Source organism: Limnohabitans sp. B9-3 (genome assembly GCF_002778325.1).
GTDB classification, from domain to species: Bacteria; Pseudomonadota; Gammaproteobacteria; order Burkholderiales; family Burkholderiaceae_C; genus Limnohabitans; species Limnohabitans kasalickyi.
In genome coordinates this window covers 512,355-537,908 of sequence record NZ_NESI01000001.1, presented here as the reverse complement: position 1 = coordinate 537,908, position 25,554 = coordinate 512,355, and the positions used below count along the sequence as shown (strand labels likewise).

Sequence of the window (25,554 nt, the reverse complement as noted above, 5' to 3'; positions counted from 1 at the left end):
GCGCCACAATCATGTGATACCCCCGAATTTATGTGCATCAGACTCGACAGATAAACGCACTTATTGGCAGCGTTTTCGCGAGTTCCTCCATCCCGGTCCTGACTCTCGCGAAGAGCTTTTGGTGGCCTTTTCCGACGCAGAAGATAACCAAGTCATTGGTCCCGAGAGCCGCATCATGCTCGAAGGCGTGCTCCGCATGGCTGATTCAACCGCGGGTGAGGTCATGGTGGCGGCACCACGCATGGATTTGATCAACATCGATGAAGCCATTGATGTCTGCATGCATCAAGTCATCGACACTGCGCACTCGCGCTTCCCCGTTTTTGAAGGCGAGCGAGACAACATCGTCGGCATTTTGCTGGCCAAAGATTTGCTCAAACTTCAGCGCTCCCCTGCGCTTAACTTGCGCACCTTGCTGCGTCCCCCTGTCTTTGTGCCCGAAAGCAAGGGCTTGAACGATCTGTTGCGTGAATTTCGCAACACCCGTAATCACATGGCCTTGGTCGTGGACGAGTTTGGCCGTATTGCTGGACTCATCACCATTGAGGATGTGCTGGAGCAAATCGTGGGGGAGATCGAGGACGAGTTTGACCAAGAAGATGATGCGGGTGATATTTTTTCCCTGGCTGACCGCACCTTCCGTGTCAGCGGGGACACGGATTTGCAGCGGGTGGCTGAAGCGTTCTCCATCACGTTCAAAATGGACGAGGACACCGCCAATGGTGACAACAAGTTTGACACCATTGGCGGCTTTATTGCCCATGCCATGGGGCATGTACCACGGCGCGGTGAATTCTTGGATGTTGACGAGCAGCGCTTCGAGGTGATGCACACCAAAGCCGGTGCTGTGAAGTGGTTCAAGGTTTACCCCTCGCCCGTCCAGTCGCGCACTCAAGACGACTGATGAGACGCCGCCCAAACGCGCACCGAGGCTCTTTCCCTCGTGTGTGGTTCATCTTAGGACTGATCATCGCTGGCTTGTTGCAAGCCTTGTCACTGGCCTGGCCCTTGTCAGGAGACAGCCAAGGTGTGTCATTGGGTTGGTTACAGATCTTGAGTTTGTCATTGGCAGCCGCATGCTTAGACCGGTGCGATGAACCCAAAGATGCGTTTTGGTCTATCTGGTGGTTTGGCAGTGCATGGCTGGTTGGATGCCTTTGGTGGCTCTTCATTTCCATGAATACCTATGGAGGCATGCATGCACTCTTAGCAGGTGCTGCGGTGTGGGCACTTTCTGCCAGCTTGGCCTGTTTTTATGGTGCTGCAGCTTGGGTCTACCGGTCAATTCAAGTGCGTCAACTCGGTGTTTTGAGCAAAGCCAGTACGTTTGCCGTTGTTTGGATGCTGGCAGAAATGGGCCGAGGTACTTTCTTCACGGGGCTGCCATGGGGGGCAATTGGCTATGCCCACGTGGATGGCATTTTGCAGACCTGGGCATCGTGGTTTGGCGTGTATGGACTGAGTGCGATGGCAGCGTTTGTGGCAATGTTGCTAGGCGCTCAAGGTCAACGTACAAAGTATGCGTGGCGCAGTCGCTTGACGGGTGGGTTACTGGCTTGTGTTGTTACCGTTGTTGGCGTAACGAGTTTGAATCCCATACCCCTTGCAAAACAGGCTGAGGTTTCACCCCCTTTGCGCGTCACCTTGTTGCAAGGTAATGTGCCCCAAGACCTGAAGTTCGGATCCGGTGTGAGCAAGGCGCTGACGGATTACCGCCAAGCATTGTTGACAAGTCGGGCCGATTTGGTCGTCACACCAGAAACTGCCTTGCCGCTTTTGCCAAGGCAGTTGCCTGACGGATATTGGCAAGACTTGCAGCAGCACTTCACACAAAGGCAACAAGCTGCGCTCGTTGGTATGCCGTTAGATGCTCCAACGCTTCAGGAGGACGCGTTGAACGCTCGTTCGCCCCGGCGCTACACCAATTCAGTCTTGGCCCTGCAACCTCACGTGACGGGCGAGCTGTATCGATACGACAAGCACCATTTGGTGCCGTTTGGCGAGTTTGTGCCCCCGATGTTTCAATGGTTTGTACGCCTGATGAACATGCCCATGGGCGATTTTTCCCGCGGGGCGGTGGTTCAGCCCTTGTTCGCTTGGAAGGGCGAGCGGATTGCCCCCAACATTTGCTATGAAGATTTGTTTGGTGAGGAGTTGGCCAAAAGCTTTGCGAACCCCGAGCAAGCGCCTACTATTTTGGTCAATCTAAGCAACATCGCTTGGTTTGGCGATACGGTGGCCATTGACCAACATCTGAATATTTCCCGTATGAGAGCGATGGAGTTAGGCCGTCCCATGTTGAGGGCCACAAACACCGGGGCAACAGCCATCATCAATGCCCAGGGTGTGGTCACCCAGAGGCTGCCCAGCGGCGTGCAAGGGGCCTTGAATGGGGAGGTTCAAGGAATTCATGGACCGGTGACGTTTTATTCGCGTTGGGTCTCCGCCTGGGGGCTTTGGCCTTTGGTGGCCTTGGCTTTCACCGTGTTGGCGTTTGTGTCTTGGCTAGGATCACGTGCCAGGCAAGGCAAACGCTATTTCGGCCCGTAAAATCAAGGGTTTGCAGGCGTCTTGACCTGTTCCTTTTCGCCAACGCCATGTTGGCATGGGTTTTATGCTGACTTTTCAACAAATCATTCTCAAACTCCAGTCCTATTGGGCCGAGCAAGGCTGCGCCTTGTTGCAACCCATTGACATGGAGGTCGGTGCAGGCACCTCGCACACCGCGACGTTCTTGCGCGCCTTAGGCCCAGAGCCATGGAAGGCGGCTTATGTACAACCCAGCCGCCGTCCCAAAGACGGACGCTACGGCGAGAACCCCAACCGCTTGCAACACTACTACCAATACCAAGTGGTGTTAAAGCCCGCGCCCAGCAACATCTTGGAGCTGTACTTGGGCTCATTGGAAGCCCTCGGCTTTGATCTTAAGAAAAACGACATTCGTTTCGTCGAAGACGATTGGGAAAACCCAACCTTGGGCGCCTGGGGCCTGGGTTGGGAAGTTTGGTTGAACGGCATGGAAGTCACGCAGTTCACTTACTTCCAGCAAGTCGGCGGCATCGACTGCAAACCCATCACTGGCGAAATCACCTATGGCCTAGAGCGCTTGGCCATGTACCTGCAAGGCGTGGACAACGTCTACAACCTGCAATGGACCGACGGTCTGACGTATGGCGACGTTTACAAACAAAACGAAGTCGAGCAGTCCACCTACAACTTCGAGCACAGCGACGCTGAGTTCTTGTTCACCGCCTTTGGTGCGCACGAAAAACAAGCGCAACATTTGATGGGCGCGCAGCTCGCTTTACCTGCCTATGAGCAAGTGCTCAAAGCCGCACACACCTTCAACATGTTGGACGCGCGTGGTGCCATCAGCGTGACTGAGCGTGCCGCCTACATCGGCCGCATCCGTAACTTGGCACGCGCTGTGGCGCAAAGCTATTACGAGAGCCGCGAGCGTTTGGGCTTTCCCATGGCCCCGCGGGAATGGGTTGACCAAATGCCGAAGAAGGCCGCTTGAGCTTAGGACACAAGAACATGACGACACACAACCTACTCATCGAACTCTTCGTGGAAGAGTTGCCTCCCAAAGTCTTGGAAAAGCTTGGGCTTGCGTTCTCTGATGTGCTGTTTGAGCAACTCAAAGCCCAAGGCTTGACGGCTGCCGATTCAGCGGTCACCGCCTATGCATCACCACGCCGGTTGGCCGCACACATCACCGAAGTGTCTGCCTTGGCTGCTGACAAAGCCGTGCAACAAAAACTCATGCCTGTCAACGTGGGGCTGGATGCGAATGGCAACGCCACACCCGCCCTGCTGAAAAAGCTGCAAGCCTTAGGCGCGGGCCCCGAGGCGGTGGCACAACTCAAACGTGCACCCGATGGCAAGGCAGAGGCCTTGTTTTACGACAGCATCGTCAAAGGTGCGAGCTTGGTCGATGGCCTGCAAAAAGCTTTGAGCGAAGCCATTGCCAAATTGCCGATTCCCAAAGTGATGAGCTACCAGCTCGAAACCGATTGCGAGTTACCCGGCTGGAGCAGCGTCAACTTTGTTCGACCTGCGCACAGCTTGGTGGCCTTGCATGGCAGCACCGTGGTGCCTGTCAAAGCTTTGGGCTTGACCGCGGGCAACAGCACACAAGGTCACCGCTTTGAAGCCCGTGTGTCACCCGTCGTGTTGGCCAATGCCGACGTCTACGCTGACACGCTTGCCAGAGACGGCGCAGTCATTGCCAGCTTCACAGAGCGTCGCGCTGAAATTGCACGCCAACTCGAAGCCGCCGCTGCCAAAATTGGCGATGGTGAGGACTTGAAGTCGCACGGCGCGCTCCGGCCCATCGAAGATGCTGCTTTGCTTGATGAAGTCACAGCACTGGTCGAACGCCCCAACGTGTTGGTGTGCGAGTTCGAAAAACAATTCTTAGACGTGCCGCAAGAGTGCCTCATCCTTACAATGAAGGCCAATCAAAAATACTTCCCGCTGCTCGACGCAGCAGGCAAGCTGACCCATAAATTCTTGGTGGTCAGCAACATCACACCTGATGATGCCTCCGCCGTGATTGGTGGCAACGAGCGCGTGGTGCGTCCTCGTTTGGCCGATGCCAAATTCTTCTTTGACCAAGACCGCAAAAAAACACTCGCTTCGCGCGTGGAGGGCTTGGCCAAGGTGGTGTATCACAACAAACTGGGCACCCAAGGTGAGCGCACCGACCGCGTGCGCGCCATCGCCAAAGGCATTGCCGCTTTGTTGCCGGACGCCAAAAATGCAGCGTTTGTGTCAGCCGTTGACACCACCGCGCAACTGGCCAAAACCGATTTGCTGACTGACATGGTGGGCGAATTCCCCGAATTGCAAGGCATCATGGGCGGCTACTACGCCCGTCATGATGGATTGGGCGAAGAGGTGGCGCAAGCCATCGAAGACCACTACAAACCCCGCTTCGCTGGCGACGTATTGCCACGCAACACGGTGGGTGTGGTGGTCGCTTTGGCCGACAAATTAGAGACCTTGGTGGGCATGTTTGGCATTGGCAACTTGCCCACCGGCGACAAAGACCCGTTCGCTTTGCGCCGTCACGCGCTGGGCGTGGTGCGCATGTTGAGCGAAGCCAATTTGGATGTGGGCTTGGATGCGTTGATTGCACAAGCCATTCCCGCATTCGGCGACAAGATCACAGAACCCGCAGCAGCTTTGACCTCGTTCATTTACGACCGCCTCTCAGGCGGCTTGCGTGAGCAAGGCTATTCCGCGCAAGAGGTGGAGGCCGTGCTGGCGCTGCGTCCACAGCGCTTGAGCGATGTGGCCAAGCGTCTGACCGCTGTGCGCGCCTTTGCCGCGCTGCCTGAAAGCCCCGCTTTAGCGGCAGCCAACAAACGCATCGGTAACGTGCTGAAAAAAGCAGGCGAGGTGGACGCGCATGTCAACGCCGCCTTGTTCAAAGAGGACGCCGAACAAGCGCTGTACGCCGCGATGCAAAAGTTGTTGCCTGAGTCCGAGGCGCAGTTCAACGCGGGCGACTACACGGCCTCGCTGCAAACCTTGGCCAACTTGCGCTCCCCTGTGGACGCGTTCTTTGATGACGTCATGGTCAACGCCGAAGAGATGGACTTGCGCCTCAACCGCCAAGGACTCCTCAAAAGCTTGCATCTCGCCATGAACCGTGTGGCCGACTTGTCGTGCTTGGCGACTTAAACCGTGTTTAATGACAGCCTGAAGCACCAGACGCATACCGCATGATCACCAAACTCGTCATCCTCGACCGCGACGGCACCATCAACCAAGACAGCGACGATTACGTCAAGTCCGCCGATGAATGGTTGCCCTTGCCGGGGGCACTTGAGGCGATTGCCCGACTCAACCACGCGGGCTGGCATGTGGTGGTGGCATCTAACCAATCGGGCTTGGGTCGCGGTTTGTTTGACGTGGCCGCACTCAACGCCATGCACGCCAAAATGCACAAGCTTTTGGGGTCTGCAGGTGGACGCATAGACGCCGTTTTTTATTGTCCACACAGCCCCGATGAAACCTGCCAGTGCCGCAAACCGGCGCCGGGTTTGTTTGAGCAAATTGGCGAGCGTTACGGCATGGAGTTGACCGGCGTGCATACCGTGGGCGACAGCTTGCGTGACTTACAAGCCGGTGCAGCGGCGGGTTGTACACCGCACTTGGTCTACACGGGAAAAGGCCAAAAGTTGCGTGGTCAAACATTGCCCGCTGACTTTCCACACAACACGCGCGCGCATGACGACTTAAAGGCCTTTGTCGATTGGCTGTTGGTTCAACCCGAGACCAAGGTCAACGCAGGGTATAAAGCCCCGCATCCAACAGGAGCTCACGCATGATGGCCATGATTCGATCGACCGTGCACATGGCGTTCATGTTCGTTACCGTCATTCCCTTTGCGTTGCTGATTGTCTTGGCTGCGGCTGTTGGACTGCGCGCGGACAAACGTTACGCCATCGCCGCATATTGGCTCAACCTGAGCATTCAAGCGGCTCGCGTGATCATGGGCGTGCGCTACCGCATTCAAGGTCAAGAAAATTTGCCTGATGGTGCGACCAGCCCCGCTATTTTGTTGGTCAAGCACCAGTCTACCTACGAGACGTTTTTGATGCCGGCGATCATGCCGCATGCTTTGGCTTACGTGTTCAAACGTGAGTTGTTGTACGTGCCGTTTTTTGGCTGGGCCATTGGCTTGCTGGACATGATCCACATCGACCGCAGTCAACGCGCCAAGGCTTTTGGCAAGGTGGTGGAGCAGGGGCAAAAGCTGTTAGCGCAAGGCACATGGGTCATCATGTTTCCCGAAGGCACGCGCATACCGCGTGGCGAGCGCGGTAACTACAAGAGTGGTGGTGCCCGTTTGGCCATTGCCACGGGTGCCCCTGTGATCCCCATTGCCGTTACCTCAGCCAAATGCTGGCCGCGCAAGGCCTTCATCAAGTTTCCAGGTGTGGTGGACGTGTCAATCGGTGCGCCTATTGACAGCGTGGGCCGCGAAGCGGATGAGCTAACCCGCGAAGTCGAACACTGGATTGAGTCTGAAATGCGTCGCCTCGATCCTGAGGCCTACGTCGCCAAGTCGTGAGGCGACACGCATGAGCCGCTTCATGCAACTCGTGCTTGATTTATTTGAGGCGCCGCCAAGCCATGCTGCGCCACCTGTGCATGTGCCTGCTCTTACGCCGCAACAGCCGCTTTTGCAAGGGCCGCACCAACCTGCTGAACCCTTGGCGCAAGTGCTGCCCAAAGCGCAGTTCACCCACCCGCGCGCGACGCGTCGGATTTTGCTGGGCACCACGGATGTGGCCTATGCCTTTCGCCGTGGCAAACGCCGCACCATTGGCATGGTGGTGGGGCCTGATGGGCTGGAGGTCAGTGCGCCCACGTGGGTAACGGTGGGTGAGGTGGAGTCTGCATTACGTCAAAAAGCCGAATGGATTTCCCGCAAGCTGATTGAAATGGGTGAACGCCATGCGCAAATGGGAGCGCAGCGCATCGTGTGGTGCGATGGTGTGGTGGTGCCTTATCTGGGCGGGCAATTGAAAGTCGTGCTGGATTCCGGCAGCGCTTTGAAAAAGAACAGCGCGCAATTTGAACCCGCGCTGCACGACTTGTCACCGCACACCTTGCGCTTGGCCCTGCCGCTTCACGCCACGCCCGAGCAAATTCGCGATGCCGTTCAGGCCTGGCTCATGCGTCAAGCCAAAGCCTTGTTCACCGAGCGCTTGCACCACTTTGCGCCATTGTTGAATGTGCAGTGGCAGCGCCTATCGCTCAGCAGCGCGGCGACGCGGTGGGGCAGTGCGAGTTCGAGCGGCGCCATTCGTCTCAACTGGCGATTGGTCCACCACAAACTCGATGTCATTGACTATGTGGTCGCGCATGAGCTGAGCCATTTGCGGGTGATGGACCACAGTCCGCGTTTTTGGGACACAGTGAAAACGGTCATGCCCGATTACGCCGAACGTCGTCGGGTGCTGAAAAGTGAGGCGTTGCCGCTTTGGCATTGAGACGTTTTTTGCGCGGCTGAATTTTCCCGTCATAATTGACGTTTACGTAAACGTAAACACAAAATGGCCACCACCTATTCCATCAGCGACTTGGCACGTGAGTTCGATCTCACTACCCGGGCCATCCGTTTTTACGAAGATATGGGCTTGCTGCAGCCCGAACGCTCCGGCCCCGGGGGGCGCAACCGCATCTACAGCCACCGCGACCGAACACGTTTGAAACTCACCTTGCGCGCCAAGCGTTTGGGCTTGTCGCTGACCGAGGCCAAAGACCTGATCGACATGTACGACAGCCCACGCGACACGGGCCCACAGTTGCAAAAGTTTCTGGTGGTGCTGGCCGATCACAAACGCCAGCTTGAAGAGCAGATGGCCGAAATTCAAGCCAACCTTGACGAAGTCAAGGTGCATGAAAAAGAGGCGCGCCACCTGCTCGCCAAGCAAGGCGCGGCGAGCGTAGCCCCAACGAGCAAGACGGCGAAAGCATGAGCACGACACCTCGTGTGGCGCACCCCGAGTTGCACGCCCGTATCGAAGCCAGCTTTGTGCGTCAAGGCATGATGCGCCACCTCGGCGCTCGTTTGGTGTCGGTCGCGCCCGGTGAGGTCGAAATCGCTTTGCCCTACTCCGAGCGTGTGACCCAGCAGCAAGGTGGCTACCACGGCGGCGCGATGGGCGCTTTGGCCGACATTGCTGCAGGCTACGCCGGTCTGACCATGGCCGCTCAAGGGCAAGAAGTGACCACTGTCGAATACAAGATCAACTTTTTGGCCGCGTTTCAAGGCGGCGAGTTGCGTGCACGTGGCCATGTGGTTCGCGCAGGTAAACGGCTCATCATCACCACGGCCGAGGTCGTGCATCTGAACGACGACGGCGGTGAGTCGCCTTGCGCCTTGATGCAGCAAACCTTGGCCACCGTCAAACAAAGTTACTGAGACACACAAGGAGACCTTCATGAATAACTTACCTGGACTGAATTTTCAACTCGGTGAAGACATCGACGCGCTGCGCGACGCTGTGCGTGAATTCGCCCAAGCCGAGATCGCCCCGCGCGCCGCCGAGATTGACCGCAACGACCAATTCCCCATGGACCTGTGGCGCAAGATGGGCGACTTGGGCGTGTTGGGCATCACCGTGGGCGAAGAGTACGGCGGCGCCAACATGGGCTACCTCGCGCACATGATTGCGATGGAAGAGATCTCTCGCACCTCGGCCAGCGTGGGCCTGAGCTACGGTGCGCACAGCAACTTGTGCGTGAACCAAATCAAGCGCAACGGCACCGAAGCGCAACGTGCCAAGTACCTGCCCAAACTTATCAGCGGCGAGCACGTCGGTGCGCTGGCCATGTCCGAGCCTGGTGCGGGTTCTGACGTCATCAGTATGAAGCTGAAAGCAGAGGACAAAGGCGGCTACTACGTACTCAATGGCAGCAAGATGTGGATCACCAACGGCCCTGATGCCGACACGCTTGTTGTCTACGCAAAAACAGAGCCTGAGCTGGGCGCGCGCGGCGTAACAGCCTTCTTGATCGAGAAGGGCATGAAGGGTTTCAGCGTCGCGCAAAAGCTCGACAAGTTAGGCATGCGCGGCAGTCACACCGGCGAGCTGGTGTTCCACAATGTCGAAGTGCCCGCTGAGAACATTTTGGGCGGCCTCAACATGGGCGCCAAAGTGCTGATGAGCGGCTTGGACTACGAGCGCGCTGTGTTGTCTGGCGGCCCTCTGGGCATCATGCAATCGGTGATGGACAACGTCATTCCGTACATCCACGATCGCAAGCAGTTTGGCCAAAGCATTGGTGAATTCCAGCTCATCCAAGGCAAAGTGGCCGACATGTACACCGTGCTCCAGGCCGGTCGCAGCTTTGCCTACACCGTAGCGAAAAACTTAGATTTGCTGGGTACTGAGCACGTGCGCCAGGTGCGCAAAGACTGTGCGTCCGTCATTTTGTGGACTGCTGAAAAAGCCACGTGGATGGCCGGTGAAGGGGTGCAGATTTTTGGTGGCAATGGCTACATCAACGAATACCCCTTGGGCCGTTTGTGGCGCGATGCCAAGCTGTACGAAATTGGTGCGGGCACTAGCGAAATTCGCCGCATGTTGATTGGCCGTGAGTTGTTCGCTGAGACCTGTTGAGCCTTTAGCCGCACTGCGACAATCGACGCATGAGTCAATCACTTCAACACCTTTTCGATAACAACCGCGCATGGGCGGCCCGCATGGTTCAAGAGAATCCTGCGTATTTCTCACGCCTCGCCAACCAGCAAAACCCGAAGTACTTGTGGATTGGCTGCTCCGACAGTCGCGTGCCTGCCAACCAAATCACGGGCCTCGATCCGGGCGAAGTGTTTGTGCATCGCAACGTAGCCAACGTGGTGGTGCACTCCGATTTGAACGCCTTGTCGGTCATCCAATATGCAGTCGATGCGCTCAAGGTCGAACACATCATGGTGGTGGGTCACTACGGTTGTGGTGGCGTGTTGGCAGCCACGCGTGGCACACGCGTGGGTTTGGCCGACAACTGGTTGCGTCATGTGCAAGACGTGCGTTTGCGCCATCGTCAACGTTTGAACCATTTGCCACAAGCTGAACTTGAAGCGGTCATGTGCGAGATGAACGTGATTGAGCAAGTGGGCAACGTGGCTTTGTCCAACGTCATGCAAGACGCTTGGGGTCGTGGTCAAAAAGTGACGGTTCATGGCTGGATTTATGGCTTGGATGATGGCTTGGTCAAAGACCTAGGCGTCAGCATGAGTCACGGCGACGAAGTGGTCGACGTGTTTCGTCGCGCTTTCAAACGCTACCCACGTGGTGGCATGCTTCCTGCCGCGTAACCCCTCAGGGGCGTGGCATTTTCTTTTTATTTTGGAGAACTTCATGTCCGACCCCATCGTCATCGTCAGTGCTGCCCGCACACCTATGGGCAGCTTTCAAGGCGACTTCTCAAGCTTGGCCGCGCACGACCTCGGAGGCGCAGCCATCAAGGCCGCTGTGGATCGCGCTGCCCTGAACTCGCAATTCACCCCAGAGCTAGTGACCGAAGTGTTGTTTGGCAACTGCTTGATGGCCGGCCAAGGTCAAGCCCCTGCGCGTCAAGCCGGTTTCAAGGGCGGTTTGCCAAAAAGCGCTGGCGCAGTGACCCTGTCCAAAATGTGTGGCTCAGGCATGCGCGCTGCGATGTTCGCGCACGACATGCTGGTCGCTGGGACCCACGACGTGTTGGTGGCTGGCGGCATGGAAAGCATGACCAACGCCCCCTACCTCATGCTCAAAGGTCGCGGCGGTTACCGCTTGGGCCACGATCGTTTGTTTGACCACATGATGCTCGATGGTTTGGAAGACGCTTATGAAGCGGGTCGCAGCATGGGCACCTTCGGTGAAGACTGTGCCGCCAAATACAGCTTCACACGCGCCGAGCAAGACGCGTTTGCCACCGCCAGCGTGCAACGCGCAAAAGCCGCCACAGAGTCGGGCGCTTTTGCTGCAGAGATCACCCCAGTCACGGTCAAGACCCGCACTGGCGAGACCGTGGTGTCGATTGACGAAGGCCCCGGCAAAGTCAAGCTCGACAAAATCACCTCGCTCAAACCCGCCTTCAAAAAAGACGGCACCATCACTGCCGCGTCGAGCTCGTCCATCAACGATGGCGCAGCTGCCATTGTGTTGATGCGCGAAAGCACCGCGAAGAAATTGGGCTGCGCACCTTTGGCACGCATCGTTAGCCACGCCACGCATGCCCAAGAGCCCGAGTGGTTTGCCACGGCACCCGTTGGCGCCACACAAAAAGCGTTGGCCAAAGCAGGTTGGTCGGTGGCTGATGTGGACTTGTGGGAAGTGAACGAAGCCTTTGCTGTCGTTCCCATGGCCCTCATGAAAGAACTCAACGTGTCGCACGACAAAGTCAATGTCAACGGCGGCGCTTGTGCCTTGGGTCACCCCATCGGCGCATCGGGCGCGCGCATCATGGTCACGCTGATCCATGCGCTCAAAGCACGTGGCCTGAAAAAAGGCTTGGCCACACTGTGTATCGGTGGCGGCGAAGGCACGGCCGTCGCGCTGGAATTGGTCTAAGGTTCAAGCATGTCGACTGCACTCATCATTGGCGCGTCACGGGGCATCGGGTTAGAGCTGGTTCGCCAATACATGACGGACGGCTGGCGCGTGATTGCCACGGCACGTGACGATGCGGGGCGTGACCGCGTGCAAGCATTGGGCGCTCAGTGCTTGCGCGTGGATGTGGCCAAACCCGTCAGTGTCACGTCTTTGGCGTGGCTCCTCGATGGGGAAAAGCTCGACGTGGCCCTGTTTGTTGCGGGCGTGATGGACCGCGCCAGTGCCCACACGCCGCCCACACAAGACACGTTTGATCGCGTGATGCACACCAACGTCATGGGTGCCATGATGGCCATCCCACAAATCGCCCCCATGGTGGAGGCCGCCGACGGTGTGTTGGCTTGTATCAGCAGCGTGATGGGCAGCTTGCAAGGCACGCGCAGCAGCGATGCGGCGCTGTACCGCATCAGCAAGGCCGCGCTCAATATGGTCGTGCGCACTTCGCAGCCTGCCTACCCTCGCGCGCGCTTGGTGGCCCTGCACCCAGGTTGGGTGCAAACCGAGATGGGTGGCGTGAGTGCCCCTCTGACCACAAAAGACAGCGTGACGCACATCCGTCGCACTTTGTCGCAACTCACCGCCGCGCAATGCGGTCAGTTTTTATCGCACGACGGCAGCACCATTCCATGGTGATCTTCGATTCTTGTTTTCTTTATTTTTAAATCCCCATGTTGCTCACGCCTGACCAAACCATGATCCGCGACGCCGTACGCGACTTTGCCCAAAAAGAGCTTTGGCCTAATGCCGCGAAGTGGGACAAAGACCACACTTTCCCGCACGACGTGCACAAAGGTTTGGCTGCACTCGGTGCGTATGGCATTTGTGTGCCCGAAGACTTGGGTGGCGCGGGTTTGGACTACCTCACCCTCGCTTTGGTTTTGGAAGAAATCGCCGCAGGCGATGGCGGCACCAGCACCGCGATCAGTGTGACCAACTGCCCCGTCAACGCCATTCTCATGCGCTACGGCAACGACGCCCAAAAGAAGCAATGGCTCACCGAGCTGGCGCAAGGCAACATGCTCGGCGCATTCTGTTTGACCGAGCCACACGTGGGCTCTGACGCCTCAGCACTGCGCACCACGGCTACCAAAGAAGGCGACGAATACGTCATCAACGGCGTGAAGCAATTCATCACCAGTGGCAAAAACGGCCATGTGGCCATCGTCATCGCCGTGACCGACAGAGGCGCAGGCAAAAAAGGGATGAGCGCTTTCATCGTGCCCACCAACGCACCTGGCTACAACGTGGCGCGCCTCGAAGACAAGCTGGGTCAGCACAGCAGCGACACCGCACAAATCAACTTTGACAACTGCCGCATTCCTGCTGAAAACTTGATTGGCGCAGAAGGCGAGGGCTACAAAATTGCGCTGTCTGCTTTGGAGGGCGGTCGCATCGGCATCGCGGCTCAAAGCATTGGCATGGCGCGCAGCGCGTTTGAAGCCGCGTTGCAATACAGCAAAGAACGCGTGAGCTTTGGCACCGCCATCTTCAACCACCAAGCGGTGGGCTTTCGCTTGGCCGATTGCGCCACGCAGCTCGAAGCCGCGCGCCAATTGATGTACCACGCCGCTGCTTTGCGTGACGCAGGGTTGCCTTGTTTGAAAGAAGCCGCTATGGCCAAGCTCTTTGCCAGCGAAATGGCAGAGCAGGTCTGCAGCGTGGCCATTCAAACTTTGGGTGGCTACGGCGTGGTGAGCGACTTCCCTGTGGAGCGCATCTACCGCGATGTGCGCGTGTGCCAAATTTACGAAGGCACCAGCGACGTGCAAAAAATCATCATCCAACGCGCCTTGGCTTAAAACCCCGTGTCAGCCAAAGCTGGCGCTGTGTGCTGGACAATGGCGGGAGTTTGAACACGGAGTCGTCTATGTCCTTCGCCACCACCCACACCGCCACCTTGCTGAAATACGGCGGCATCAGCTTCATTGCGGGCGCAGTCAACCACGGCATGTTCAGCGAGTCACGCTCCCTCATCACTGCTGCGTTTGGCGTGTGTTTTTATCTGCTCGGTTCATGGCTAGAAATGCGCTTGCACCATGACCAGCGTTTGAACTGGGCCGATGTGTTGGGCATGGGCATTGTGTCGTCGGTGGGCTTGGGTTTTTTCACCGGTGGCTTGCAGCATTTCCCAGATTCACCCGACCGCAGTGTGTGGGTCGTGCCCTTGGGCTTCGCCTTGAGCTTGCTGGCCATGTACTACATGGATTGGCGTACGCGCATGTCGGTCAATCGCCTCATCACCTATGCCTTGTTTTCCGTCGCCGTTGTCTCTGTGGGTTCGGCTGTGGCGTGGACACAGTGGGTGGGGCACGCGGATGATGGCCACGGTCACACCCATGGTCAAGCCTCTGCGCAAAAGCAAGACGCACATGCGCACAGCAGCTCGGTTGCAGATGCCCCCACGCGCAACGTGACGGTCACCTTGAGCGATGACATGCGCTTCACCCCCGCCAACTGGCAAGCCACCTCGGGCGAAACCGTTCGTATCCAACTGGTGAATGCTGGCAAAGTGCGTCATGAGTTCATCATCGGCACAGAAGCCGAGTTGCAAGCCCATGCTGAAGACATGAAAAAACCCAACAGCAGCCACAACCACCATGGCAGTAACGCGTTGAGCTTAGCTGCCGGTGCCAAGGGCGAACTGGTGTGGACCTTCACCGATGCTGGCGTTTTGCACATCGCGTGCTTTGAGCCCGGCCATTACGAGGCCGGCATGCGCGGCACCATTTCGGTCTTGCCTTAAAAGCCCCGCATGACCGCCGTGACCGCTTGCCCCTGTGGGCGCACCGATGCAAAGCGCCGCCCTATTGCCTACACCGCCTGCTGCGGTGCCTTTGTCGACCACGTCGACGTGGCGCTGGCCCCAAATGCTGAGTGCTTGATGCGATCCCGTTACAGCGCTTTTGTGCATCAGCGCGCTGACTATTTGTTGGCAACATGGCACACCAGCACCCGACCTGCGTCGCTGGACTTTGATGGAGATGCGAAATGGTTGGGCCTTGAGGTGCGCGACCACCGCATGACCGGCGACCTCACGGCCGAGGTGACCTTTGTCGCCCGTTACCGATTGCCCAGCGGTGCCGTGCGCATGCATGAGCGCAGTCGCTTTGTGCGTGAAGACGGCCGTTGGTTCTATGTAGATGGCGATGTGCTCTAGCGCGTCGTGGGCGGACGCTGCTTTTCTACGCCAGTTCAGGTCGCGATAATCAGCGCATGAAATTCGAAGCTGTGTTGTTTGATTGCGATGGCGTGCTGGTCGACAGCGAAGCCATCACCTGTGGTTCCTTGCGTGACATGTTGCAAGAAGCGGGCTGGACTCTGACCTTGCAAGAGTGCATGGCGCACTTTGTGGGCCACACTGTGCGCAACCGCCGCGACTTGATCGAGGCGAACACGGGCCAGCCGTTGACAGATGCCTTCATGGACGAGTTTTACCGCCGACGCAATCTGCGTTTAGAGACCGAAATCACGGCCATCCCGCACATTCACGCCGCCGTGCAACACGTCTTCGATGCTTGCCAAGGTCAGATCGCTTGTGCGTCTGGTGCAGACCGATTCAAGATCAATTTGATGCTGGGCAAAGTGGGCTTGTTCCACTTCTTTGATGGCCGCATCTTCAGTGGCCACGAGGTGCCGCAGACCAAACCCGCACCCGATGTGTATTTGGCCGCTGCCGCGCATTTGGGCAAAGATCCCAAGCGTTGCCTGGCGGTTGAAGACACACCGGTTGGCGTGACCGCTGGCGTGGCCGCGGGTGCCACGGTGTGGGGCTATGCCGCCCACGGGCAGGCCGATGCTTTGCGTGCCGCTGGTGCTATCCACGTGTTCACTTGTATGAGCGAGTTGCCCGCGCTGTTCACTGCCGCGTGATCGACAGCGTTGCTTTCGATCAGCGAGGGCCTTGTTGTCGAAACGCGTCTGGTGAGGTGCCTGTCCAGCCTTTGAATGCACGAATAAAACTTTTCTCGTTTTGAAATCCCGCCGCCTCGGCAATTTGTTTGACAGGGCGTTGTGTGCGCAGCAACAAATCCATGGCGACATCGCGGCGCACGGCGTCTTTGAGCGCTTGCAACGAGGCCCCTTCTTCTTTCAGCTGCCGGTGCAGCGTGCGTGCCGACATGTTGAGCCACGCGGCCAAGTCCTCGGCGTTGCGGCCATGTTCTGGGTGCTGGGCCAGGGTTTGGCGCACTTTTTCGACCAACAAGCGGTCGCGTCGGTAAGGGCGCACGGTCAGCAGCAGTGCGCGTTGCAGCATGTGTTGCAGGGCGGCTTCGTCGCGGCGCACGGGCAAGGCCAGATAGCCAGCATCGAACTGCAAACTGTTGACAGTCGCGTTGAATGTGGTGGGACCGTCAAACAACACGCGGTAGCTGTCTTGGTGGGCGGGCGCGGCAAAGCGCAGGCGGGTGGCTTGCAGGGGAATGCGTGAGTCGGTCAACCAACACGCCACGCCCAAGGCATTGCGCAACACAGACACCACACAGAATTCACGAAAGCCGCCCAAGTCGTGCGCCTCGTCCAATTGCAAGGTGGCCACACCGTCGTGTTCGCTGAGGTGCAGGTGAATGTCGTCCGTCAGTAAGCCGTGGTGTCTGCACCAGCGGGCCAGCGCCAAACCCAGCGTGGTCGACGTGAGCGAGGCCCTCACCAATAGCCCATAGCTGCCCCAAGGCAGGCGTCGGCTGAACCAGCCCAAGCCTTCATCGTCCAGCTCTTGCATGGCAATGCCTGAGATCAGTTCCATCTGCATGGCGGTCACGCGCGCGTTGTTCTGCAGCAGCAACGATGGCTCGATTTGTGCCTTTGCCAAGGCGCTCTCCATGCCTACGCCGCGTTGTGCATAAGCGGCGGCTATGGTTTGAATAAAAGCAATCGGCGTCTCGGCTCGGCCCTGAGTCGGCGAGGGGGTGAGTGGGCGGCTAGGGTTAACCATGTTGGGTCGAATTGTGGCAGGATTTGCAACCATGCTGACACGCTCTGCGTGCCGGTTCGCTTTACGCTCACACGCAAAGGACCCACGCATGACTGTTTTGCACACCCAATTGAACCCCCGCTCCGGAGATTTCGCAGCCAACGCTGCCGCCATGCGCACCGTGGTGGATGACCTCAAAGCGCATCTCGAAAAAATTGCCGTCGGTGGCGGCGAGGCTGCTCGCGCCAAACACACTGCACGCGGCAAACTCTTGCCCCGTGACCGCGTGCAAATGCTGCTCGACCCCGGCACGCCATTTTTAGAGGTGGCACCGCTCGCTGCGCTCAACATGTACAACAACGACGCGCCGTGTGCTGGCTTGATCGTTGGCATTGGCCGCGTCAGCGGTGTGGACTGCATGATCGTGTGCAACGACGCCACGGTGAAGGGCGGCACTTACTACCCGCTCACGGTGAAGAAGCATTTGCGCGCGCAAGAGATCGCGCAGCAAAACAACTTGCCGTGCATTTACTTGGTCGACTCGGGCGGTGCCAACTTGCCCAACCAAGACGAGGTGTTCCCCGATCGCGACCACTTTGGCCGCATCTTCTTCAACCAAGCCAACATGAGCGCGCAAGGCATTGCGCAAATCGCGGTGGTGATGGGCAGTTGCACCGCAGGCGGCGCGTATGTGCCCGCGATGAGCGACGAAACCATCATCGTTAAAAATCAAGGCACCATCTTCTTGGGTGGCCCGCCCTTGGTGAAGGCTGCGACTGGCGAAGTGGTGACGGCAGAAGACCTCGGCGGTGGCGATGTGCACACCCGTCTGTCTGGCGTTGCCGACCACTTGGCACAAAACGATGTGCACGCGTTGGCGCTGGCACGTCAGACCGTGAAAAACTTGAACGCTCAAAAACAACCCAACATCGCAACGCATGCGCCCGTGCCACCGAAGTTTGATGCGCAAGAGTTGTATGGCGTCATCCCTGCTGACACGCGCAAGCCGTTTGATGTGCGCGAGATCATTGCGCGCATCGTGGACGGCTCGGAGTTTGACGAATTCAAAGCCCGCTTTGGCACCACGTTGGTGTGCGGCTTTGCGCGCATCGAAGGCATGCCGGTTGGCATCATTGCCAACAACGGCATCTTGTTCAGCGAGTCTGCTTTGAAAGGCGCGCACTTTATCGAGCTGTGCTGCCAGCGAAAAATTCCCTTGGTGTTTTTGCAAAACATCACCGGCTTTATGGTGGGTCGCAAGTACGAAAACGAAGGCATTGCGCGCAACGGCGCAAAGATGGTCACGGCGGTGGCCACTGCGGCTGTGCCCAAGTTCACCATCATCATTGGCGGCAGTTTTGGTGCGGGCAATTACGGCATGTGCGGCCGCGCGTTCAGCCCACGCTTTTTGTGGATGTGGCCGAACGCACGCATCTCCGTCATGGGCGGTGAGCAAGCGGCCAGCGTGTTGGCCACGGTCAAGCGCGACGGCATGGAAGCTAAATCGGGGCTCAAAGGCGAGGCGGCTTGGAGCGCTGAAGACGAACAAGCGTTCAAAGACCCCATTCGCCAACAGTACGAAGAACAAGGTCACCCCTATTTCGCCACCGCCCGCTTGTGGGACGACGGCGTGATCGACCCCGCCGACACGCGGCGTGTGCTGGCGCTGGGCCTGAGTGCATCGTTGAATGCGCCGATTCCAGACACCAAATTTGGTTTGTTCCGCATGTGATGCAAGAGGCATTTTTATGACAACCACCAACCCTTCAGCCCTGTCTGTTGCTACCCAAGCGGGCGTGCGCACCATCACGCTCAACCGCCCCGATGTGCGCAACGCGTTCAATGATGAAGTCATTTCAGAATTGAAGACCGCTTTCCTCGAAGCCGGTCAAGCGATTGACGTGCGCTGCGTGGTGTTGGCCGCTCTCGGCCCCGCGTTTTGCGCTGGCGCCGATCTGAACTGGATGCGCCGCATGGCCGACTACACGCGCGACGAAAATCTCGCCGACGCAGGTCAACTCGCTACGATGCTGCGCGCTATTTACGACTGCCCCAAGCCCACCATCGCCCGCGTGCAGGGCGATGTGTTTGCGGGGGGCTTAGGGCTAGTTGCCGCTTGCGACATGGCGGTGAGTGTGGACACGGCTACCTACTGTTTGAGCGAGGTCAAGCTGGGCCTCATCCCCGCCACCATCAGCCCCTACGTGATTCGTGCCATGGGCGCGCGTGCCTCGCACCGTTACTTTTTGACGGCTGAGCGTTTCAGCGCTGCCGAAGCGCACCGCACAGGCTTGGTCCACGAGGTGGTCACGGCCGACGCGTTAGACGCCAAAGTAGCCGAGCTCACCAGCGCCTTGGGCAGTGCCAGCCCCAACGCCGTGCGTGCCTGTAAGCGCTTGGTGCAACACGTGGCCGAGCGCGAGATTGATGATGCCCTCGTGGCCCACACCGTGGCGGGTATTGCCGATATTCGTGCCAGTGCACAAGGCAAAGAAGGCGTGCAATCGTTCTTGCAAAAACGCAAACCCAACTGGCTGCTCTGACGCGGTTTCGCCCGCCGTCGACTTACCCATCGCCATTCACGCATCGCCATTCACGCCTCGCCTTGAACTCAGAAAGACAACCCGTCATGTTTCAAAAAATCCTCATCGCCAACCGTGGCGAAATCGCCTGCCGTGTGGCAGCGACCGCGCGCAAATTGGGCATCAAAACGGTGGCCGTGTATTCAGACGCAGACGCGCAAGCCAAACACGTGCAGGTGTGTGACGAAGCCGTTCATATTGGTGGCAGCGCCCCCAAAGACAGTTACCTGCGCTGGGAGCGCATCTTGCAAGCCGCGCAAGACACGGGCGCCCAAGCCGTGCACCCTGGCTACGGTTTCTTGAGCGAGAACGAAGACTTCGCCAAAGCCTGCGCCGCCGCCGGCTTGGTCTTCATTGGCCCCCCCGCTTCGGCCATTCAGGCCATGGGCCTCAAAGCGGCGTCCAAGCAGTTGATGGAAAAAGCGGGCGTGCCTTTGGTTCCCGGTTACCACGGCGCTGACCAAGACCCTGCTTTGTTGCAGCGCGAAGCCGACCACATGGGCTACCCCGTCCTCATCAAAGCCAGTGCGGGCGGCGGTGGCAAGGGCATGCGTATTGTTGAAAAGACGGCTGACTTTGCCGAGGCTTTGGCCAGCTGCAAACGCGAAGCCATCAACAGCTTTGGCGATGACGCGGTGTTGGTCGAGAAGTATGTGCAGCGCCCTCGTCACATCGAAATCCAAGTGTTTGGCGATACACACGGTAACTGCGTGTATTTGTTCGAGCGCGACTGTTCAGTGCAACGCCGCCACCAAAAAGTGTTGGAAGAAGCCCCTGCGCCTGGCATGACTGAAGCGTTGCGCAAACAAATGGGCGAAGCCGCCGTAGCCGCAGCCAAAGCCGTCAACTACGTGGGCGCGGGAACGGTGGAGTTCATCGTCGAGCAAACGGGTTATGACAGCCCCGAGTCGATGAAGTTTTTCTTCATGGAGATGAACACCCGCTTGCAGGTAGAACACCCCGTGACCGAAGCCATCACAGGGCTCGACTTGGTGGAATGGCAATTGCGCGTCGCCAGCGGCGAGCCCTTGCCTTTGCGTCAAGACCAATTGCGCATTCAAGGCCATGCCATCGAAGCGCGTATTTGCGCCGAGAACCCCGATAACAACTTCTTGCCTGCGACCGGGACTTTGTCGGTGTACCGCAAGCCTGCGTGCAGCAGTTTTGAGATTCCGAACACCAGCCACACAGGCCTGTCTGTGCGCATCGACGACGGCGTGCGTGAAGGCGACAGCATCAGCCCGTTTTACGACTCCATGGTGGCTAAGCTCATCGTGCATGGCGACGCGCGCGAGCAAGCGCTGGCACGTTTAGACGAGGCCTTGGCGCAAACGCGCATCGTGGGCTTGACCACCAATGTGCAGTTCTTGCGTCGCGTCATCCAAACCGATTCCTTCGCCAGGGCCAAGCTCGACACGGCGCTCATTCAGCGCGAAGACAAAGCCTTGTTTGGCCAAGAACCTTTGGGCTTAGCTTTGACCACTGCCGCTGTGGTGGCCAGCACCTTGCAACGTGAAGCTGCGTTGACTGGCAACGACCCATTCAGCCGTCGCGATGGCTGGCGTGCTTATGGCGTGGCGACGCGTCGCTTTGGGTTTGTGTTTCACGGCCAAGCGCAAACCGCGCTGTTGACGTATGGCCACGATGGCACCACACAGCTCGCGATGGAGGCTGTGGTGCATGCACCTTCCGCCCATGCCGCTATTGAGACTGTTGGCACACCTTTGCCTCAACCCGTTGCCGGCGCCCTGACATGGCGTGCCGAGGGCGATCAGTTGGCCATTGCGTTTGCCGATCAACAAGCCCGCGTGCAGGTGTTCATGCATGTGGAAGGTGGCGACGATGTGGCCCATGTGTTTGCTCCGCAGGGTGCGACACGCATCACCGTGGTCGACGCGTTGGCCCATGCGGGCGAGGTGCAAGAAGCGGGTGGACGCCTGACGGCACCCATGCCCGGCAAGGTGGTGTCTTTCTCGGTAAACGTAGGTGACAAAGTCAAAGCCGGCCAGCCGCTCGCTATGATGGAAGCGATGAAAATGGAACACACCATGGCCGCGCCCGCCGATGGCGAAGTGCTGGAGTTGCTGTACGCACCCGGCGACCAAGTGGCAGAAGGCGCGGAGTTGCTCAAACTCAAAACCGATTGACCGCATGAAAATCACCATCTGCCTTACGAACATCAAACCCGAACCTTGGGTGGACAGCTTGCGCGCGTTTCTGCCGCAAGCGGACGTGTCGGTGTGGCAGCCTGGTAGCCCTGTGGCTGACCATGCGGTGGTGTGGGCTCCGCCGCAATCCTTCATCGATGAACAAGTTGGCCTCAAGACCTTGTTCAATATTGGTGCCGGCGTCGACGCCTTGTTGCAGCTGCGCTTGCCACCCACGCTTCAAGTCGTGCGCTTGGATGATGCGGGCATGTCCGTGCAAATGGCCGAGTACGTGAGCCATGCGGTGATTCGTCATTTTCGCGAGTTCGACGCGTACGAGCGCGATGTGCGTGAGGGCAAGTGGTCGTACCGCAAGCCCAACCTGCGGACCGATTTTTCGGTGGGCGTGATGGGCTTGGGGGTGTTGGGTGCCCGCGTGGCCAAGACCTTGCAAGCCTTTGAATTTCCGGTGAATGGCTGGAGCCGCAGCGCCAAACAATTGCCGGGCGTGCAGTGCTTTGCGGGCGCGCAGCAATTGAACGCGTTCTTGTCCAGCAGCCGTGTGTTGGTCAATTTGTTGCCGCTCACGCCCGAGACCGAAAACGTGTTGAACCAAGCCACTTTGTCGCAGCTGCCGCCGCATGCCTATGTGATCAACGTGGCGCGTGGTCGGCATCTGGTGGAAGAAGATTTGTTGGCTTTGCTCGACAGCGGCCATTTGGCCGGTGCCACCTTGGATGTGTTTCGCACTGAGCCGCTGCCCGCTGGTCATGCGTTTTGGACGCATCCCAAAATCACCGTCACGCCGCATACCTCGGCGCGTACCTTGCGGGATGAAAGCGCGGCACAAATTGTGAACAAGATGCTGGCGCTTGAACAAGGGCAAACCATTTCTGGCGTGGTCGACCCGCGCACGGGCTATTGATTTTTAAAAACGATGACAACCATGAACTTGCCTTCTCGCGTCCAACTCATCGATGTCGGCCCTCGCGACGGCCTGCAAAACGAAAAGCAACCGGTGCCAGCCGCGGTCAAGATCGAGCTGGTGCATCGCTTGCAAGCGGCGGGGTTGTGCGAGATTGAAGTCACCAGTTTTGTGTCGCCCAAGTGGGTGCCGCAGATGGCAGACAACGCCGAGGTGATGGCGGGCATCACGCGTTTGCCTAACGTGCGCTACTCGGTGCTCACGCCCAATCTGCAAGGCTTTCAGGCGTCGGTGACATCTAAGCCCGACGAGATCGTGGTGTTCGGCGCAGCCAGCGAGGCCTTCAGCCAAAAGAACATCAATTGCTCGATCGCTGAGAGCATCGAACGTTTTGCGCCGGTCGTTGAAGCAGCCTTGGCTGCGGGCATTGCTGTTCGTGGTGCGATGAGTTGCACGGTGGGTTGCCCTTATGAAGGCGACATCGCGCCCGAGCGCGTGGCCTATCTGGCCGGATTGATGAAAAGTATTGGTGTGCAACGCGTGGACGTGGCCGATACGATTGGTGTTGGCACACCGCTCAAGGTGCAAGAGGCCATCGAGGCCACGCTCCAGCACTTCGAGGTGGCCCATGTGTCGGGGCATTTCCATGACACGTATGGGCAGGCGCTGTCCAACACCTTGGCGGCCTTGCAGATGGGCGTTTGGAACTTTCAGTCGTCGGTGGCGGGATTGGGCGGCTGCCCGTACGCCAAAGGCGCCACGGGCAACGTGGCCACCGAAGACGTGGTGTACATGTTGCATGGCATGGGCATTGAGACCGGCATAGACCTCGATGCGCTGATTGATGCGGGCGCATTCATCAGCGATTTTTTAGGCCGACCATCAGGCTCACGCGTCGCACGCGCCGTGATCAGCAAACGCAACAATTCTTAACACTTTCAGCTTCAAATCTGGCGCTAGACTCGCTCCTTCGGACACTCAACCCTCAGGAGCTTTATGCCAATCTCACGCGTTCAACCCACCCGCCGCCAATTCAATCGCCACGTGACCGTAAGCTTCGCCGCCTTGTTGACGTTGGCTTACACCCAGGCGCATGCGCTGAGCTTGGCCGATTTGACCGACAAAGACGCGGGGCTAGGCATCAAGGCCGCGTTAGAAAAAGGGGCACAAGCTGCGGTGAACTTGTTGGCCAAACCAGACGGGTTTATGGGCAACGAGAAAGTCCGTATTGGCTTGCCTGGCTATTTGAATGACGCTGCTAAGTTGCTCAAACGCATGGGTTTGGGGCAAAAGATGGATGAGTTGGTGGTGTCTATGAACCGCGCGGCGGAGTCGGCCATCCCCTTGTCGAAAGACCTGTTGGTGGGCGCTATTCAATCGATGTCGTTGAGCGATGCCAAGTCGATTTTGATGGGCGGCGACACCTCGGCCACGACATTCTTTTCAACCAAAACGCGCGAACCTATGGCCGTGAGATTTTTGCCCGCCGTGACCCAAGCGACTGAAAAAGTAGGCGCTGCAGCCCTTTATAACGACGTAGCAGGCAAGGCCGCCAGCCTTGGCGTGGTCAACAAAGAGAATGCCAGCGTGCAGCAATACGTGACCGGAAAATCATTGGATGGCCTGTTTGCGATGATTGCCGAAGAAGAAAAAAAATTACGCCAAAACCCAGCGGCTGCCGGTAGTGCGTTGTTGTCAAAAGTATTTGGCGCAGCTCGGTAAATCCTTCTTCAGGGTTAATTCCTCATGGGACACATGGGACGCTGTGATTGCTTCACAATAGTTCCATGTGCGGCAGTGAACTTACCCCCAAACCTCAAGGCCCTTCAGCCGTTGCGCTGAATTTGTTGGCCTATGCACAGAAGGTCTTGCGCGATGCAGGGCCGGTTCCGTCCCCTTGCATTTCGGTGTGCCGCATGAGCGACGACACCCAAGTTTGCGAAGGCTGCTGGCGCACCTTGGATGAAATTGGGGCCTGGGGCCAATCGTCTGAAGCGAACAGACGAGGGGTGTGGGGGCGCATTGCTGCTCGCATTTCGTCGATGGTCGCGCCATGAAAACCATCACCTGCTACCTTGATTTTATTTCGCCGTATGCCTACTTGGCATTCGAGGCCCTGCCGTCTGCTTTGATGGGGGTGAGCCACCACGTGGTTTACAAGCCCGTGCTGTTTGCCGGCATGCTCAAGCACCACGGGCAATTAGGGCCTGCCGAGATCGCAGGCAAACGGGAGTGGACGTATCGGCAAGTGCTGTGGCAAGCCCGTCAATTGGGTGTGCGTTTTGACATGCCGGCGGCGCACCCCTTCAACCCCTTGGCTTTGCTGCGTCTGGCGCTGGCATGCAGCACAGATGGCGCGCCCAACCGTTGGGTGTGCGAAACCGTATTTCGCCATGTGTGGCAAGGCGGCATGGCCGCCGATGATGCGTCGCGTTTGCCAGCGTTGGTCCAGCAGCTCAATCCTGCACGCGCCATGGACGCTCCCGAGGTGAAAGCCCAGCTCAAAGCCAACACCGATGAGGCTCTTGCGCGTGGGGCGTTTGGTGTGCCTACGTTCTGCGTCGACGACAAGCTGTTTTGGGGCTTGGACGCTTTGCCCATGATGCGTGCTTACCTGGACGAGGATCCGTGGTTTGACAACGCTTGGGGTTCTGTTGCCAATGTCCAAGCCGGCGTTAAGCGTTGATCTGCGCGAGGGCGGTTTAAAAATATTGCTCAGGAATTACCCTGAATTTTTTAACACGAATTTCTAAATTACTTGATCCAACGCATGCTTTTTCCATGATGGGAAATTACCTCAAAGGGTTATTACTAACTTTTGGGGAAAAGCTCAGATGCTGGACTTCCTGTTTGTCCATGACGT

The 25,554-nt window shown here is 58.0% G+C and carries 26 protein-coding genes; 25 read left to right on the top strand and 1 reads right to left on the bottom strand.

What is annotated here, in order from left to right; translation table 11 throughout:
* Positions 1-121: 121 nt before the first annotated feature.
* The 17 genes from B9Z42_RS02700 (at position 122) to B9Z42_RS02620 (ending at position 15,995) form a co-directional block, all read left to right on the top strand.
* Entirely contained in the window at positions 122-904 is a 783-nt protein-coding gene (locus tag B9Z42_RS02700; protein ID WP_369806822.1) for an HlyC/CorC family transporter, read from the top strand.
* Positions 904-2,550, top strand: coding sequence for an apolipoprotein N-acyltransferase (gene lnt / locus B9Z42_RS02695; protein WP_100131765.1), 1,647 nt, complete (start codon positions 904-906; stop codon positions 2,548-2,550). The genes B9Z42_RS02700 and lnt overlap by 1 nt, the downstream gene beginning before the upstream one ends.
* A 64-nt stretch (positions 2,551-2,614) precedes the next feature.
* The gene (gene glyQ, locus B9Z42_RS02690; protein ID WP_100131842.1) at positions 2,615-3,520 is read left to right on the top strand and encodes a glycine--tRNA ligase subunit alpha; all 906 of its coding nucleotides are present in this window, start codon (positions 2,615-2,617) and stop codon (positions 3,518-3,520) included.
* Positions 3,521-3,537: 17 nt separating this feature from the next.
* On the top strand, positions 3,538-5,691 hold the full coding sequence (gene glyS, locus B9Z42_RS02685; protein WP_100131764.1) for a glycine--tRNA ligase subunit beta: 2,154 nt from the start codon (positions 3,538-3,540) through the stop codon (positions 5,689-5,691).
* 41 nt (positions 5,692-5,732) lie between these two features.
* Positions 5,733-6,341, top strand: coding sequence for a D-glycero-beta-D-manno-heptose 1,7-bisphosphate 7-phosphatase (gene gmhB / locus B9Z42_RS02680; protein WP_100131763.1), 609 nt, complete (start codon positions 5,733-5,735; stop codon positions 6,339-6,341).
* Positions 6,341-7,087, top strand: a complete 747-nt coding sequence (locus B9Z42_RS02675) for a 1-acyl-sn-glycerol-3-phosphate acyltransferase (RefSeq protein ID WP_100131841.1) — start codon at positions 6,341-6,343, stop codon at positions 7,085-7,087. The genes gmhB and B9Z42_RS02675 overlap by 1 nt, the downstream gene beginning before the upstream one ends.
* A 22-nt stretch (positions 7,088-7,109) precedes the next feature.
* Positions 7,110-8,012 (top strand): M48 family metallopeptidase, encoded by a 903-nt coding sequence (locus B9Z42_RS02670; RefSeq protein WP_233203492.1) that lies wholly within the window; start codon positions 7,110-7,112, stop codon positions 8,010-8,012.
* 63 nt (positions 8,013-8,075) lie between these two features.
* Positions 8,076-8,501: a MerR family DNA-binding transcriptional regulator gene (locus tag B9Z42_RS02665; protein ID WP_100131761.1), complete on the top strand. Its 426-nt coding sequence runs from the start codon at positions 8,076-8,078 to the stop codon at positions 8,499-8,501.
* Positions 8,498-8,947, top strand: a complete 450-nt coding sequence (locus B9Z42_RS02660) for a PaaI family thioesterase (protein ID WP_100131760.1) — start codon at positions 8,498-8,500, stop codon at positions 8,945-8,947. The genes B9Z42_RS02665 and B9Z42_RS02660 overlap by 4 nt, the downstream gene beginning before the upstream one ends.
* 19 nt (positions 8,948-8,966) lie before the next feature.
* Positions 8,967-10,148, top strand: coding sequence for an isovaleryl-CoA dehydrogenase (locus tag B9Z42_RS02655; RefSeq protein ID WP_100131759.1), 1,182 nt, complete (start codon positions 8,967-8,969; stop codon positions 10,146-10,148).
* A gap of 29 nt (positions 10,149-10,177) precedes the next feature.
* Entirely contained in the window at positions 10,178-10,846 is a 669-nt protein-coding gene (can, locus tag B9Z42_RS02650; protein ID WP_100131758.1) for a carbonate dehydratase, read from the top strand.
* A 43-nt stretch (positions 10,847-10,889) separates the two neighbouring features.
* Positions 10,890-12,083, top strand: a complete 1,194-nt coding sequence (locus B9Z42_RS02645; protein ID WP_100131757.1) for an acetyl-CoA C-acyltransferase — start codon at positions 10,890-10,892, stop codon at positions 12,081-12,083.
* Positions 12,084-12,092: 9 nt separating this feature from the next.
* Positions 12,093-12,758 carry an SDR family oxidoreductase gene (locus B9Z42_RS02640; protein ID WP_100131756.1) on the top strand — a complete coding sequence of 222 codons (666 nt, stop codon included), beginning with the start codon at positions 12,093-12,095 and terminating at the stop codon, positions 12,756-12,758.
* A 35-nt stretch (positions 12,759-12,793) separates the two neighbouring features.
* Positions 12,794-13,924 carry an acyl-CoA dehydrogenase family protein gene (locus B9Z42_RS02635; RefSeq protein WP_100131755.1) on the top strand — a complete coding sequence of 377 codons (1,131 nt, stop codon included), beginning with the start codon at positions 12,794-12,796 and terminating at the stop codon, positions 13,922-13,924.
* A gap of 68 nt (positions 13,925-13,992) precedes the next feature.
* Positions 13,993-14,868 carry a plastocyanin/azurin family copper-binding protein gene (locus tag B9Z42_RS02630; protein ID WP_100131754.1) on the top strand — a complete coding sequence of 292 codons (876 nt, stop codon included), beginning with the start codon at positions 13,993-13,995 and terminating at the stop codon, positions 14,866-14,868.
* Between the two features lie 9 nt (positions 14,869-14,877).
* Complete coding sequence (locus tag B9Z42_RS02625; protein ID WP_100131753.1) at positions 14,878-15,282, top strand: YchJ family protein; 405 nt, start codon at positions 14,878-14,880, stop codon at positions 15,280-15,282.
* A 56-nt stretch (positions 15,283-15,338) separates the two neighbouring features.
* The gene (locus tag B9Z42_RS02620) at positions 15,339-15,995 is read left to right on the top strand and encodes an HAD family phosphatase (protein WP_100131752.1); all 657 of its coding nucleotides are present in this window, start codon (positions 15,339-15,341) and stop codon (positions 15,993-15,995) included.
* 19 nt (positions 15,996-16,014) lie between these two features.
* Here the strand turns inward: B9Z42_RS02620 and B9Z42_RS02615 are convergent, their stop codons facing one another.
* Positions 16,015-17,058: an AraC family transcriptional regulator gene (locus B9Z42_RS02615; protein WP_100131840.1), complete on the bottom strand. Its 1,044-nt coding sequence runs from the start codon at positions 17,056-17,058 to the stop codon at positions 16,015-16,017.
* A gap of 88 nt (positions 17,059-17,146) precedes the next feature.
* Between B9Z42_RS02615 and B9Z42_RS02610 the strand changes: the two genes are divergently transcribed.
* The 8 genes from B9Z42_RS02610 to B9Z42_RS02575 all read left to right on the top strand — a co-directional run bounded on the left by B9Z42_RS02610 (position 17,147) and on the right by B9Z42_RS02575 (position 25,377).
* Positions 17,147-18,769, top strand: coding sequence for a carboxyl transferase domain-containing protein (locus B9Z42_RS02610; RefSeq protein ID WP_100131751.1), 1,623 nt, complete (start codon positions 17,147-17,149; stop codon positions 18,767-18,769).
* A gap of 16 nt (positions 18,770-18,785) precedes the next feature.
* The gene (locus B9Z42_RS02605) at positions 18,786-19,580 is read left to right on the top strand and encodes an enoyl-CoA hydratase/isomerase family protein (RefSeq protein WP_100131750.1); all 795 of its coding nucleotides are present in this window, start codon (positions 18,786-18,788) and stop codon (positions 19,578-19,580) included.
* A gap of 86 nt (positions 19,581-19,666) precedes the next feature.
* Positions 19,667-21,766 carry an acetyl/propionyl/methylcrotonyl-CoA carboxylase subunit alpha gene (locus B9Z42_RS02600; protein ID WP_100131749.1) on the top strand — a complete coding sequence of 700 codons (2,100 nt, stop codon included), beginning with the start codon at positions 19,667-19,669 and terminating at the stop codon, positions 21,764-21,766.
* Positions 21,767-21,770: 4 nt separating this feature from the next.
* Complete coding sequence (locus B9Z42_RS02595) at positions 21,771-22,691, top strand: glyoxylate/hydroxypyruvate reductase A (RefSeq protein ID WP_100131748.1); 921 nt, start codon at positions 21,771-21,773, stop codon at positions 22,689-22,691.
* A 21-nt stretch (positions 22,692-22,712) separates the two neighbouring features.
* A complete protein-coding gene (locus tag B9Z42_RS02590; RefSeq protein WP_100131747.1) occupies positions 22,713-23,624 on the top strand; it encodes a hydroxymethylglutaryl-CoA lyase in 912 nt (303 codons plus the stop codon).
* 63 nt (positions 23,625-23,687) lie between these two features.
* The gene (locus B9Z42_RS02585; RefSeq protein ID WP_100131746.1) at positions 23,688-24,413 is read left to right on the top strand and encodes a DUF4197 domain-containing protein; all 726 of its coding nucleotides are present in this window, start codon (positions 23,688-23,690) and stop codon (positions 24,411-24,413) included.
* Between the two features lie 65 nt (positions 24,414-24,478).
* Positions 24,479-24,748, top strand: coding sequence for a DUF1289 domain-containing protein (locus B9Z42_RS02580; RefSeq protein WP_100131745.1), 270 nt, complete (start codon positions 24,479-24,481; stop codon positions 24,746-24,748).
* Positions 24,745-25,377 carry a 2-hydroxychromene-2-carboxylate isomerase gene (locus tag B9Z42_RS02575; RefSeq protein ID WP_100131744.1) on the top strand — a complete coding sequence of 211 codons (633 nt, stop codon included), beginning with the start codon at positions 24,745-24,747 and terminating at the stop codon, positions 25,375-25,377. Before B9Z42_RS02580 ends, B9Z42_RS02575 begins: the two co-directional genes overlap by 4 nt.
* Positions 25,378-25,554: the final 177 nt, after the last annotated feature.